The organism is Methanospirillum hungatei (genome assembly GCF_020216685.1).
Lineage (GTDB): Archaea > Halobacteriota > Methanomicrobia > Methanomicrobiales > Methanospirillaceae > Methanospirillum > Methanospirillum hungatei_B.
Window position 1 is genome coordinate 1 of the sequence record NZ_JAIWNS010000138.1, and the last position, 13,809, is coordinate 13,809.

Below are 13,809 nucleotides of genomic sequence, written 5' to 3' on the forward strand. Positions count from 1 at the left end.
TATCACACAATATCCATACCGTCATCTCACATCTTTTCTATATTCCGGTTATTCTTGCCTGCTGGAGGTTTCCAAAACCCGGTATTATCTTCACGTTTGGTATAATCTGCGGATACATCGGCCTTGAATACTTTAGTCATCATTCAGTGCTTGATTCTGATGTCATCCTCCGGTGCCTGATCATCATCTTCATCGGTTTTGTCATTGCCCTGCTTTCTCAAAACCTTCATGACCGGGAAGAGTCTTACCGTCGGCTCCTTTCTGCTATTGATACGGGAGTGATTAAGATCGACCGGAGCGGTACGATTGTCTATGCAAACCCATATGCCGTGAATGTTCTGGACAGAAAGGCGGTGTCTTTAAAAGGGAATTCACTTTATGAGTATGCCATTGATGGTTCTGACCTTCGTGGGTTTCTTGAGCAGTGCCTGAAAAACGGTCATTCAGATACGACCCGTGAACTGGTTCTGAAACGAAAGGACGGATTTCCGGTACCTGTGGTACTGACAGGGTACTCGCAGAAGGGTGAAGATATTATTCTTACGCTGACCGATCTCTCTGAAGAGAAATGGCTGGCTCATGAGCTTGCAACCGGGCGTATGGTCATGACGACGCTTATTGATGCCATCCCTGAGGGGATTTTTTTATCTGACACCAGGGGGACCATAATCGAGGTGAATAAATCATGCAGGGACCTGACCGGCTGGAGTGATGGAACTGATCTCTTCAAGGAAGCATCCGGACTTTTTTCACCAGACGCATCTGAAAAGATACGGCATGCCATCCATCAGACAATATATGAGAAACAGTCAGTCACGCTTCATCTTGAGGCTGCCCCGGATGAAAATACAAGGCATTATGAACTCTCCCTGACTCCGGTTCCGGATGACACGAAGAGTATTACCCGGATTGCCGGTGTCATTCACGACATTACCACACGGGAAAATTACCTGAAACAGATAAGGGAGCGGGAAGAGTATCTTCGTATGGTGCTGGACGGTCTGCCCTTGGCGACTCTGGTTATCGGCCCGGATCATAAGGTTCTCTCTGTTAACCAGGCATTGGCCATGCTCTTTGAGCGTGAAGTAAATGACCTTGTCGGGACGGATGAACATGGTCATCTCCTCTATCCGGGAGAGGAGCGTCCGATGCTCTGTGATCTGATGGTCGGTGATGAGGTTGATGTGCTCCTTGATGAGTGGTATTCAGATCTCTATTCACCGTCCCCAACTGTTCCCGGAGCATATGAAGTCATTGATTTCTTCCCTCATATCGGTGAAGCAGGAAAATGGATCATGTGTACTTCTGCACGGCTGGTCGATGACAAAGGAGTGACCATTGGGGCTATTGAAACCTTTGAAGACTTTTCAACCCAGAAAGCAGCGGAAGAAGCCATACGAATCAGTGAGGAACGGTTTAAGATAGCATCCCATATCGCTACTGACCTTATATTTGAGTACGATCAGAAGTCAGACCAGATATTATGGTTTGGTGATATTGAGAAATGGCTGGGTCTGGATTCCCCTGCCAGGGTCAGTACCCTGACCGGATGGACAACTCTGATCCATGAAGAGGATATCGGGAAGGTAAAAGGAGCCTTTATCCACCATGTGCTGACCGGAGATCCGATCACTGAAGAGCTGCGGATCAAGCACCGGAACGGTCAGTATCAGACCTGGATAATCAAGGCGGTTGCCCTGTACAATGCCAATTTCCAGCAGATTAAGACCGTCGGCATTGTTTCAGACATCAGCGAGATGCGGGCCAACGAGGAGGCAAAGAAGAAAGCTCTCATCGCCATTGAGAAATATATTGAGCAGTTTGCAATCCTCAATGATCATATCAGAAATCCCCTGCAGATAATTGCTGGATATAATGATCTGCAAGGCGGGGAATATGCTCATCACATCGCAAGCCAGATAGCAAAGGTCAACCAGATCGTCGATCAGCTGGATAAAGGGTGGATAGAATCGGAGAGTATCAGGGATTTCCTCCGCCGCCATTATGGCATCTCTGTAAAGGACTCTCAAAAATAGTTGGTTCTTTTAGGGGAACTCAAGGGTAAGGGTGACCGGGCAGTGATCTGAGCCCATGATATCATTTCTGATCCCTACACCGGTAATGAAGGGTTTTGCTTTACTATTGACAAAGAAATAATCTATTCTCCAGCCAACATTCCGTGTCCGTGCCCTGCTCTTATAATCCCACCAGCTGTACTGGTTCCCTTCATCAGAAAACAACCTGAAACTGTCATAAAATCCGGCAGCGATGACCCGGTCAATCCACTCCCGCTCTATGGGAAGAAACCCTGATACCTGCTCATTCTCTTTGGGCCGTGCAAGGTCGATTGGTGTATGGGCGGTATTGACGTCACCACAGAAGATGACACGCTCTCCGGCGGCATCCATGGCCTTGATTTTCTCTAAAAATGCATCATAGAACCTGAGTTTGAATGCAAGTCGTTCATCTGATGCCCCGCCGTTCGGGAAGTAGACATTTATCAGAACAAAATCAGGAAACCGGGCGGTAATAATCCGGCCTTCTGTATCAAACTCGGGAGATAGCCCTCCCAGTTCGATTGATTCGGGTTCGGTCCTGGAGTACATCGCAACCCCGCTGTATCCTTTTCGTTCAGCAGGATTGATGTAGAAGAAGTAATCCGGGATACGGGTGATATCAGGTTTTAAGGAATGGGCATCTGCCTTTGTCTCCTGTATACAGAGGATGTCGATATTCTCATGAGCCGGCAGTCCGGGAAACAGAACTCCGGGGAGCACTTCTTTCCCGCTTATAGCCCTGAGCCCATTCACATTCCATGAATAGATTGTGTATTTCGTCATTATTTTACCCGATTCCAAACCGTCGAAGCGCAATCAGGCTGTTATGGGCTGCCCTGAATGTCGGGGCATCGATCACCCCTCTCGCACCGTTTGCAAACATGCTTGCCGCTACCTGTTCAAAGTGAATGGATCCCCTGCCAATCTCAAGATGTTCTTCGGAAAACTCCCTGCAGTCATACAGATACAGGCACCGGCTGGCTGCTTCATGGAGAAATCTTGGGAGACATCCGTTCACATGGGCATGTCCGATATCTAGGGCCAGAGGGACCTGGGTGATGAGATTAAGGTCTTCAGGATACCTGACCATGTTCCCTTCCCGTCTTCCCATGTTCCTGAATAAAAACCGAATACCAAATTCATCAGCGGCCCTGATGATATCCACACAGGATCGGGCCAGTTGTCGTTTTGCATGGGCTTTATCTGCCGGTGATGTAACAAACCCTGGATCAACAACAACTTCTGCTCCAATCTCCGAGGCAAACTCAAACCTCTCGGTGATGACAGCCACCGCTGCCTGCCTGATCGGTTCATGTATACTCGCCGGGTTAATATCCCGTTGTGGCAGCCGTATCATGTACTTATACGGAAATGATTCAAGAAGACTGACGGCCGGGATGCGATGAACACCGCCGTCAACAATCTCAATGCCCCGTGTCAGGGAACCAAGACTTTCAAGGGCGATGTCAAGCGGTGTCTCCCGCATACAGGTGGTTGAAATCCAGAGCATGGTATCATCAGGGCTTGTTGTGCCGTTCTGTTGTAATATATGGTAAAGGATCCTTTTATAGTACTCAATTCTGGTTCAATCAGGAAAGATCGTTATCCTTTTATTCGTGACCTATCGTACCTTAGAGCATATGGCATTGTCCAAAGATTCTACAATCCTTGAAGTACTGCAGGAAAAACCTGATGCAGGTGCGATATTTGCCCGGTTTGGGATGGGCTGTGTCGGTTGTGCTATCAGCAGGGGAGAGACCGTTGCAGAAGCAGCCGCAGCACATGGGATTCCACTCGAAGAGCTGATGTCCGCTCTTGGAATCTCCGCATAATTCTTTTTTAAATTCTTTTTTTAAATTACGTTCAAACGGAAAAAAATTAGATATATCCGAATGACTTTAAGGTCACATCCGGATTTACTTCACCGACATGATACACCTTTCCTTCGGTCAGTTCGTTGATGGTAACTTCTGCCGGAGAGAAGAGTGATGTGTCGATCTGGTAAAAGTCAAAGTTTGCTTCCTTGAAGATCTCGTAGAAGGGCTTTCCATAACCTTTTGATTTGTTGCTTGGTATCTTCTCAAGGAAGTCGACAATATCGGGGGCCTTCATGGTAAGGCTTATCTGACCATGATAGATGGTAGCGTCATTGGTCGTTCCCATGGCCTTGGTTGCGTCAGCCTTCACCGGTGGGATAGGAGCTGTTCCTATTGCTGCTGTTATCTTTCTTGTATCAAACCCGAGTTCATTCAGTTTGTATACGGCGGTCTCAACACACCGGCCACAGACCTGAATGGATCCAACCAGTGATGCGGTTGGTGCAACGACGGCACAGAGGTTCTCTACATCAATGCCACAGTCCTTTGCGATCTTCTCCATAACTTCGCCATTGGGAAGGTGGTCAGACTCAAGGGCAATGACTGCATCGTCACTCTCGTCTTCGTACCCGATGACTTCATAGGTGTGTTTTGGCTTTAGGGCAAGTGCACGTGCCGGGCCTGATCCCATGGCAAAATAGTTGCCTGCCTTAACGGTCCATCCTGCCTTTTGTGCACCCAGACATGAGATTGCCGGGTAGTCGGTGGAGACCTCGATGAATGGCATGGGAACATGCTTTATCTGACCCATTCTGAAATTGACCTCTCCAAGACCCCCCATACAGATCTCAGTAAAAGCCCGTCCTGCTGCATACCCGCCAGGAACTGACACACCACAGTCAACTATCTTTGCGCCGTTGTCAAGTTCATGGTATGCGACATTGAAATCTTCTGAATAGTTCGCAAGATTATCGAATATCTCAAGTGCTAATTCATTAACGCTAATCATGTTCGAACCCCCGTGGAGTACCAATACATCTCTGATGCTGCGGTATTGAACTCTTCGTTTTAGCCCTTCGGGGGATTTTTATAGATAGAACAGGATTTTATCAGGATCGTAGCGAAGATTAATAAGGCGCGTCCTCCCTCGTCCATCTCTGAATTCAAGGTTAATGAGGCGGAGTGTGTCCAGTTTTCGTAACGCTTCGTAATAAATCGTATATCCGAGTTTGAGTTTCTTTTTTACAATGGTATAAACCTGACCGGAAGTCAGCTGTTCATCCTTTCTGGATAAATCAACAAGGAGACGCAGGAGATCCTTCTCTTCCCGACGCAGGGCCTGTATGGAATATTTAAGGTGCAGGAACCGGGAAATCTTATATGCCTCATGAATATGCTCCTCGCTGATCTCCCGCACTGCCTCCTTCTCTGCATTCAGACCCGCCCGCTTGATCATATCAATGCCAACCCGCATGTCCCCTGATCGCAGGGTATGATCCACGATAAGATCCAGGTTCTTGTCAGAGAGGACGCCGGGATACAACCCTTGCAGGACCCGCTCTTTTAAGATCTGAAATGTCTCTGTGACAGAGTATGGCGGGAAATAGACCTCGGTCGGTGAAAATACTGACGTAACCCTGATGTCAAGCTCGCGGGAGAGGTCCACATCCATGTCAGATATGATGACCATGACCCCTATTCTGGTGCCCGGATATGTTTCATGTGACCTGAGGAGCAGGTACAGGATATTGTTGAGTTCATTCTCGAAAAGGAGGTAATTCGCATCATCAAGGGCAACAAGAAGTACCCGGTCCTCGGTAAGCAGAATATCTGCGATGGATTCAAAGACCCGTTTATAGGAGTTACCTGCAGCGGAGGGGTTATGCCCTGCTATCTGCCGGTATATCTGGGAGAGGATCATAAACCGTGTGTTCTCCACCTGGCAGTTGATATGAACCGGTATCATTTTTGACTTTATCTCGCCGATATCTGCAAAGATCTTCTTTATTGAGGTGGTTTTTCCGGTTCCGGGCGTGCCTTTTATAGTGGCGTTGAGCGGCCGTGATCCTTTGATCCCCGGCCGGAGGAGAAAAGCCAGTTCACGCATCTGAGACTCACGGTAATTGAACTGATCGGGGATGTAATCTATCTCAAAAACGTCCGGATCCCGAAACAGGGTCTCATCCCACATCAGCATATTCTTCAGGGTCATCCGCTTTTCCTGTATCTGATTTGCTCAGATAACACTTGCACTTCATAGATGCAGGCGTAAAAACAAAAATATTTCGTTCCTTTCATGAGTTCCCGAACATTTTCTCCCTCATGCAGATCTGAACTTCAGTACATGGAAATAGCTGAAGAAAGAATAATATGGGCACGTATGCATATCAGAACATTTCTCACTGAATATCTGCCAATATTTGTAAAAGGCCTTCTCATGGGTATGTGCGATATCATCCCCGGGGTATCAGGAGGAACAGTCGCATTCATTACCGGTATATATGGCCGGCTGATAGCGGCAGTTGCCCATATCTCACCAGTCATCATCCGGGATCTTATCAGATGGGACCTTGCATCATTCAGGGCCAGACTTGAAGAGATGGACGTAGTTTTTCTCATCGTCCTTGCATCAGGTATCGGTTCTGCATTTCTCCTGATATCTCGGGTCATGCTCTGGCTGCTTCAGGAATATCCTGTCCAGACAAACGGATTTTTCTTTGGTCTGATCCTCGCATCATCAGTCCTGCTCTTTGTTCCCCTGCCTGGCCGGTATCCGGGGAGTTTTATCTTTCTCATCTTAGGGATTATCCTTGGCCTCGGGATTGTGATGCTTAATCCTGCTGCTCTTGGTCATTCATATCCTATCCTGTTTGTCACGGGATTTATCGCCCTGTGTGCCATGATCCTCCCTGGAATCTCCGGTGCTTATATAACGCTTCTGATGAACCAGTATGAATACATGCTCCATGCCGTAAAAACCCTGGCACTTCCTGATATCGGAGCATATCTTGCAGGAGGTATCATCGGTATTCTGACATTTACCAGGCTTTTAAAGTATCTGCTCAAATATTACCATGACCTCATCGTTGCCATTCTGACCGGTCTGATGCTTGGATCATCAAAGTTGCTCTTTGACCGGGCCTCTGAATCCACCCCGCCCGGGCTGGACCTACTGGTCAGTATCATCGTTGGAATACTGGTCGTTGCCCTGTTTCAGTATGTACAGACCGCGATGAAGAAGAAAAATCAGAAAAATTAAGGAATCAGGAGATAAGAAGGTGGATAAGATCGGTACCGGCAAGCAGACCATACATCCCTTTCGCCCCTTCCTTCTCTGAAAACCGGGTTGTATCGTCTTTGTCCTTTCCAAGGATTGCAAAAGGCACAGGTTCGGCGGTATGGGTTTTTATCCTGATTGGTGTCGGGTGATCCGGAAGAACCGCAATCCTGCCATTAAAATCCTTCATGATGGTGCCAATCATCTCATCCACCCGCTCGATAGCCTTTACCTTCTCCTCAACACTTCCCATATGTCCTGCCTCATCCGGAGCCTCGACATGGATGAAGAGAAAGTCAAGTCTTTTCAAAGCCTCAATGGCATATCTGGCCTTTGCCTGGTAATCGGTATCGATAAACCCGGTTGCTCCGGGGACCTTTATTATCTCCATACCTGCATAGGTCCCGATCCCGTTCAGAAGATCCACCGCCGAAATGATCCCTCCGGAAAGCCCTGTCAACACCTGAAATGATCTCATCTCCGGACGCTTCCCTCCTGACCATGGCCAGATGGAGGTAGCCGGTTTCTTTCCTCGTTTGATCCGATCCAGGTTTACCGGGTGGGTGGCAAAGACTTCTGTGCTGATTCTCATCGCTTCAAGCAGCCTCTCAGCATCAGGCCCTTTGGGAAGATAATCCCTGATTGGCTGGCCGGTGATATCATGGGGCGGTGTTGACTCACAGCCCTGACCTCCGGGTACGATGAGAAGATTACGGTAGCTGATACCCGGATGACAGACCATTCCTGACAGATGATTGTTCAGGGAGGCAAGAAGCTGTGCCCCTTCCTCACTGGTGATATGGCCTGCGTTAAAGTCATCGAGGATGGCATTATCAATGGTAACAAGGTTGCACCGGTATGCAACATCATCATCCCCAAGAGAAATTCCCATACTGGCAGCTTCCAAAGCCCCCCTGCCGGTATAACAGACGGCGGGATCGTACCCGAGCACAGACAGATTTGCGATATCACTCCCGGGTGCAAACCCGTCAGGTACGGTCTGTAAGAGCCCCATGGCGCCTTCACGGGCAATATAATCCATATTCGGGGTATGAGCCGCTTCAAGCGGAGTCAATCCTGAGAGCTCTGCAAGCGGCTCATCTGCCATCCCATCGCCGAGAACGATACAATATTTCTCTTTCATATTACTCCAGGGCTGCCCGGACGGCTATTCTGACACTCTCTCTGCTTGTGATATCAGGAACATATCCAAGATTCTTGAGTCTGCTGATATCAAGCTGCATCTTTGGCACATCACCGATCCATCCCCTGCTTCCGCCGGTATAGTGATACTGTGGTGAAAGTCCCATCTCGCCTGAGAGGATATCAGCTATCTCGGTGACTGATATCCAGTCCTCTGATCCGATATTGAAGGTATTGACCGGATCACGGGTATGACCGACCACATACATGATGGCTCTGATACATTCCCTGACCTCAAGGTATGACTTTGTCTGTTTTCCGTCTCCCAGGATCTCAAGTTCATGAGGGTTTTCTCTTAGTTTTCTGATAAAGTCGGTGATGACACCATGGCCTGATCGTGCACCAATGATATTTGCAAACCTGAATATCCATGATCGCATGGAAAAACTGTGACAGTATGCAGATATGAGTGCCTCACAGGCAAGTTTTGATGCCCCGTAGACTGAGACCGGTTCCATCGGAGTGTACGACTCCGGAGTCGGGATGACTGATGCCTCTCCATACACGGTGGATGTTGAGGTAAAGACGATCTCCGGGACACATGCCTTTCTCATCGCTTCAAGAACGCGGTGAGTTGCGATGATCGTATTATTCAGCTGTTTTTCAGGTGCGACCGAACTCTCCCGCACATCAGGATCTGCTGCGAGGTGATATACCCGGTCAGCACCAGAGAGGTATTCCTGCCATGAATCAGAGAGGAGATCTGCGCTTACCAGAGTGACTCGTTTCTCATCAAGATGGCTTTTTATTGAGTTCAGATCACCGGAAATCAGGGAGTCTATGACTATTACGTCGTCACCGGCACTGACCAGAAAGTCTACCAGGTGTGACCCGATAAACCCGGCACCGCCGGTCACTATACTGCGCATCCATACTCATATCCCTTTCCTTCTACCTAAATGTATAACAGCAATGTTTGTCGGGATCGATCATGGAACCACTGCGATGCGTTTTGCCGGAGGGGAGAAGGTGTATAAAATCCCAAGAGCTGACGCAGTTTCGTTTCAACTCTCTGACCTTTCGCACCTGACCGAAGGGGAGAAGATAGAAGGGTTTGCGGTTACCTATTCGATGGGTGATAATTTTTCAGACATCACTCCGGTTGCACAGCTGAAAAACCGTGGTCTTGTCAGTCGTGAGGGAGCAGGAGAGCATACCGGAGGCGGGACCAGGGTATTTGATGTGATCAGGGAGAGTGGCATTCCGGCGGTTGCAGTACCTGGTCTGCATCGTGGTTCACCTACGGATCCCAGGTTCAAAGTTTACTCCCATCAGGCAAGTCCTGAGAAGATAGGCCTCGCATATGAGGTTGTATGTCAACTCGGCCCTACCTGCATCGTTTCAGATATCAGTTCCAATACCGTCACTCTTCTGATTCAGGATTACCGGATCGTCGGCGGATTTGATGCCTGTCTGTTTGCTCCTGGCTGGGTACATGGCGCTTTGGATCTTGATGCCATCCGGGCAATAGATGCCGGGCAGATGACGGCGAACGATGCGTTTTTACATGCCGGTGTCCGGGACAGCCTGGATGATCCTGACCGTGAGGCTGCTCTTGCGATGTTTGCTGCCATGGAATGTGCATCCCTGCGGCTTTTAGCTCCTGATGCACCAGTCGCGTTATGCGGAAGCAGGGCCGGGTCGGTAGCAGATGAGATCGCCCGTCTGCTCTCCTGTGATCTGCTCGTACTGGATGAGTGGACGGCGGCAAAGGGACTCTCAAGGATTGCAGAAGCCGTATTCTCTAAAAATGTCACACAAATTCTCGGCATCCCGGTCAGACTGTAATTTTATATGATTAATCGTGTAAAATATTCTGGGAATATTCTTGAGAGAGTTGAGGATCCATGGGAGAGGTGGTCAGGGGTCGGTGACTGCAGCCGAACTGATCGCCGTTGCAGCCTTTAAGAGCGGAGTATTTTCACAAGCCTTTCCGGCATTCGGAGTCGAAAGGCGGGGTGCCCCGGTCCAGGCTTTTGTCAGGTTCTCGGATGAAAAGATCCGGCTCAGAAGCCAGGTATATGAACCGGACTATGTCATTGTGCAGGACAGTACCCTGATCAAGGATGTAAATGTCTTCTCCGGCATGAAGAAGGGGGGCATTATCCTCATTAATACCGGTGGAGATATTCATGGCACCATACCGGAAGGTGTCAGGTATATACCGATTGATGCAACCAAACTTGCACTTGAGGTTCTTGGTGTTCCAATTACAAACACCACGTTGATGGGAGCCTTTGCTGCAGCGTCCGGGGAGATCAGTCTGGAAGCACTGGAAGAGGCAGTCCGTGAGCGGTTCTCCGGCACTCTGGCAGACAAGAATGTGGCAGCCAGCCGGAAGGCATATGAGCTGATCAAGGGAGGTGCATAAATATGGCACTTCGTATCGGATGTGCAGCAGCTCCTGGTCAGGCACGGGAGAACAAGACCGGATCATGGCGTGTCTTCCGCCCGGTTTTTGATCATGACAAATGTACCTCATGCGGAATGTGCCAGCTGGTCTGTCCGGAAGGATGTATCCTGACTGGTGATAAACAATTCAATCCTGACTATGATTTCTGTAAAGGGTGTGGGCTGTGTGCCCAGGAATGCCCGGCAAAAGCCATCACCATGGAAACGGAGGAGAAATAAATGAAAGCAATTCTCGAAGGCTCCCATGCAGTAGCAGAAGCAGTCAGGCTGGTAAAACCTGAAGTCATATCTGCATACCCGATCACTCCTCAGACCCATATCGTGGAGCGGCTTGCAGAGATGGTAGCTGATGGTGTCCTGGAAAGCGAATATATCTGCGTCGACAGCGAATTTTCCGCACTTTCAGCATGTCTCGGAGCATCAGCAGCAGGATCACGGGTGTACTCGGCGACCTCATCACAAGGTCTCTTGTTCATGGCAGAAGTTGTCTTCAATGTTGCCGGTATGAGACAGCCAATTGTCATGTCGATTGCAAACCGTGCCGTCAGTGCCCCGCTCTCCATCTGGAATGATCAGCAGGACTCTCTCTGTCTTCGTGACTCAGGCTGGATTCAGCTCTATGCAGAGGATGTACAGGAGACTTTTGACCTGCATCTTCTTGCGTACAAGGTCGCAGAAGATCATCGTATCCTTCTGCCGGTCTTTGTCTGCTTTGACGGGTTTATCATATCTCACACCTATGAGCCGGTTGATATTCCGGAAGAGAAGGATGTTCTTGCATATCTTCCACCCTATGTTCCGTTCAATAAACTGGATGCTGATGATCCACTGAGCATGGGGATGTACGCAACTCCTGAATATTACATGGAGTTCAGATACGAGATAGACCAGGCGATGGGCCGTGCTCTTAACGTTATAAAGCAGGCAGGAAAAGAGTTCAAGGAAAAATTCGGCCGTGACTACAGTGAACTTGTCGAAGCATACCGGCTGGATGATGCAGAGGTTGCCATCGTTGCCATGGGATCAGTATGTGGAACTATTAAGGATGCCATCGATGCAATGCGGGCAGAGGGAAGAAAGGTAGGTCTTCTCAAGATCCGTGCCTTCCGCCCATTCCCAGCAGAGGATATCAAAAAGGCCCTTGCCGGTATCAGGAAAGTCGGTGTGTTTGAGAAGAATGTCTCAATCGGGTCACGGATGAAGGGAGCCGTCGGATATGAGATCAAGGACGCCCTCTCTGATTCTTCAGTGCAGGTTATAAGTTATGTCGCAGGACTTGGCGGACGGGATATCAGAATTGAGGATATTAAAAAGATGACCGATGCAATTGAGGCTGGAAATGGTGATTGTTTCTTCGGCCTTCGTGAGGAGCTGATCTGAGATGGCTGACAGAACCCTAGAACTGGTAGACTCAGGGCACCGTGCCTGTGGTGGCTGTGGTCCTGCATTTGCAGCCAGGTTAATTCTCAAAGGAGCAGGTGAGCGATCCATTGTTTGTGCTTCAACCGGATGTATGGAAGTCTTTTCAACTCCCTATCCCCAGACGGCATGGAAAGTCCCCTGGATTCATTCTCTCTTCCAGAATACTGCAGCGGTTGCATCCGGTGTTGAGGCTGCCTTAAAGCGTCAGGGCCGGGATGAGCATGTCCTGTGTATCTGTGGAGATGGAGCAACCTTTGATATTGGGATCCTCTGTATCAGCGGAGCCTTTGAACGAGGCCATAATATCACTTACATCTGCTATGATAACGAGGCATACATGAATACGGGAATCCAGCGGTCTGGTGCAACCCCCTTTGATGCCAGTACCACCACCTCTCCGGCCGGAAAGAAGAGCTTTGGAAATTCCAGGCCAAAGAAGGATATGCCTCAGATTCTTGCCGCACATGGGGCCCCGTATGTTGCAACCTGTTCGATTGCATACCCGAATGATGTCATCAAGAAGGTGGAACGGGCAGTAAACACTGACGGGCCGTGCTATATTCAGATCCACACCCCCTGCTGCACCGGCTGGGGATTTGACGGATCAAAGACCATTGACCTTGGCAAGCTGGCAATCGAGACCGGTCTCTGGGTCAATTATGAGATCGTCAATGGGAAGATTGAGAAGGCCAAGAAGGTCAAACGAAAACCGGTCGAAGAGTATCTTCGTGTTCAGAAACGGTTTGCTCATCTCTTCAAACCCTCCGTCAATACTGAAGAGATAGCAAAAATTCAGGCAATAGCCGATGCAAATGCAGAAAAATTCGGTATTGACCTCAAGATCTAATTCTTTTTTCATCTTCCATATCTGATACCTAAACCTTATATAGGCTACAGGTAGATGCGTACCAATCTGAACGGTGATCGCGATAATCCCCGTACTCTTTGTTGATGACAATCGGGAGCTCTCCAATATCTTCCAGTTCTATCTGGAGGAGACCGGATTATTCACCGTACATGTATGTCTGGATGGTCAGGATGCACTTGACTACCTGGATACCCATGACATTCAGGTGGTTATCTCTGATTTTGATATGCCTGACATGGATGGGATCACCCTTCTGCGGCATATCAGGGAGAGATTCCCAAATCTTCCGTTCATTATGCTCACCGGCAACGACAGCAAGGAAACAGCAATAGAGGCGTTGAATTCCGGTGCAGATTTTTACCAGAATAAGGCTGAAGACCTTGAAATCCAGGTGCTGGACCTTTCCCACAAGATTACCATCCTCGTAGAGAAAGCACGGGCAGAGGCCGCTATCCAGAGAAAAGACCTGATCCTGGAGGTGATCGGAAGAACTGCCGGACGTCTCCTCAAGGGAGAGAATTTCTATGCAGAGATGAAGACCACTCTTGGAGAATTAGGTCAGGTAACCGGGGCGGCAGGGGCATTCATCGGAGATCCCTGCAGTCATCGGGATGAAAGCGGGGCTGAAGGGCCGGATCTTATCACCTGGTGGGATGATGAGGGAGAGAAGACGAAAGCTATGCTTTGCGTTCTCTTTGCAGAACTTCTCAGTGCTATGGGGATGGATCACACCGATTGTCCATATATGCTTAT

The 13,809-nt window shown here is 48.9% G+C and carries 15 protein-coding genes; 9 read left to right on the forward strand and 6 right to left on the reverse strand.

Annotated elements, in window-relative coordinates; translation table 11 throughout:
• Positions 1–2,036: PAS domain S-box protein (locus LDL35_RS08860; protein ID WP_304021845.1), on the forward strand; the 2,036-nt coding region annotated here is incomplete at its 5' end.
• A 9-nt stretch (positions 2,037–2,045) separates the two neighbouring features.
• Here LDL35_RS08860 and LDL35_RS08865 read toward each other — a convergent pair.
• Positions 2,046–2,840: an exodeoxyribonuclease III gene (locus tag LDL35_RS08865; protein ID WP_304021847.1), complete on the reverse strand. Its 795-nt coding sequence runs from the start codon at positions 2,838–2,840 to the stop codon at positions 2,046–2,048.
• Positions 2,841–2,844: 4 nt separating this feature from the next.
• Positions 2,845–3,567 (reverse strand): sugar phosphate isomerase/epimerase, encoded by a 723-nt coding sequence (locus LDL35_RS08870; protein ID WP_304021849.1) that lies wholly within the window; start codon positions 3,565–3,567, stop codon positions 2,845–2,847.
• Positions 3,568–3,697: 130 nt separating this feature from the next.
• Here LDL35_RS08870 and LDL35_RS08875 point away from each other — a divergent pair, with 130 nt between their 5' ends.
• Entirely contained in the window at positions 3,698–3,889 is a 192-nt protein-coding gene (locus LDL35_RS08875) for a DUF1858 domain-containing protein (protein WP_011447493.1), read from the forward strand.
• 46 nt (positions 3,890–3,935) lie between these two features.
• Here LDL35_RS08875 and mch read toward each other — a convergent pair whose 3' ends face one another.
• Positions 3,936–4,883 (reverse strand): methenyltetrahydromethanopterin cyclohydrolase, encoded by a 948-nt coding sequence (gene mch / locus LDL35_RS08880; RefSeq protein ID WP_304021854.1) that lies wholly within the window; start codon positions 4,881–4,883, stop codon positions 3,936–3,938.
• A gap of 78 nt (positions 4,884–4,961) precedes the next feature.
• Positions 4,962–6,086 (reverse strand): ORC1-type DNA replication protein, encoded by a 1,125-nt coding sequence (locus LDL35_RS08885; protein ID WP_304021857.1) that lies wholly within the window; start codon positions 6,084–6,086, stop codon positions 4,962–4,964.
• A 132-nt stretch (positions 6,087–6,218) separates the two neighbouring features.
• On the opposite strand from LDL35_RS08885, the gene LDL35_RS08890 reads away from it, so the two are divergent.
• Positions 6,219–7,133, forward strand: coding sequence for a DUF368 domain-containing protein (locus LDL35_RS08890; RefSeq protein ID WP_304021860.1), 915 nt, complete (start codon positions 6,219–6,221; stop codon positions 7,131–7,133).
• Between the two features lie 4 nt (positions 7,134–7,137).
• On the opposite strand, the gene LDL35_RS08895 is transcribed toward LDL35_RS08890, so the two are convergent.
• Positions 7,138–8,295 carry a cofactor-independent phosphoglycerate mutase gene (locus tag LDL35_RS08895; protein ID WP_304021863.1) on the reverse strand — a complete coding sequence of 386 codons (1,158 nt, stop codon included), beginning with the start codon at positions 8,293–8,295 and terminating at the stop codon, positions 7,138–7,140.
• Between the two features lies 1 nt (position 8,296).
• Positions 8,297–9,223 carry an NAD-dependent epimerase/dehydratase family protein gene (locus tag LDL35_RS08900; protein ID WP_304021866.1) on the reverse strand — a complete coding sequence of 309 codons (927 nt, stop codon included), beginning with the start codon at positions 9,221–9,223 and terminating at the stop codon, positions 8,297–8,299.
• A gap of 43 nt (positions 9,224–9,266) precedes the next feature.
• Between LDL35_RS08900 and LDL35_RS08905 the strand changes: the two genes are divergently transcribed.
• The 6 genes from LDL35_RS08905 to LDL35_RS08930 all read left to right on the forward strand — a co-directional run.
• Positions 9,267–10,142, forward strand: coding sequence for a methanogenesis marker 12 protein (locus LDL35_RS08905; RefSeq protein WP_304021868.1), 876 nt, complete (start codon positions 9,267–9,269; stop codon positions 10,140–10,142).
• 40 nt (positions 10,143–10,182) lie between these two features.
• Positions 10,183–10,725, forward strand: a complete 543-nt coding sequence (locus tag LDL35_RS08910) for a pyruvate ferredoxin oxidoreductase subunit gamma (protein ID WP_304021871.1) — start codon at positions 10,183–10,185, stop codon at positions 10,723–10,725.
• Between the two features lie 2 nt (positions 10,726–10,727).
• Positions 10,728–10,985, forward strand: coding sequence for a 4Fe-4S binding protein (locus tag LDL35_RS08915; RefSeq protein WP_304021874.1), 258 nt, complete (start codon positions 10,728–10,730; stop codon positions 10,983–10,985).
• On the forward strand, positions 10,986–12,146 hold the full coding sequence (locus LDL35_RS08920; RefSeq protein WP_304021877.1) for a transketolase C-terminal domain-containing protein: 1,161 nt from the start codon (positions 10,986–10,988) through the stop codon (positions 12,144–12,146). It abuts the gene before it with no gap.
• A 1-nt stretch (position 12,147) separates the two neighbouring features.
• Positions 12,148–13,035, forward strand: coding sequence for a thiamine pyrophosphate-dependent enzyme (locus LDL35_RS08925; protein ID WP_304021880.1), 888 nt, complete (start codon positions 12,148–12,150; stop codon positions 13,033–13,035).
• A gap of 73 nt (positions 13,036–13,108) precedes the next feature.
• On the forward strand, positions 13,109–13,809 hold a 701-nt coding region (locus LDL35_RS08930; protein ID WP_304021882.1), incomplete at its 3' end, for a response regulator.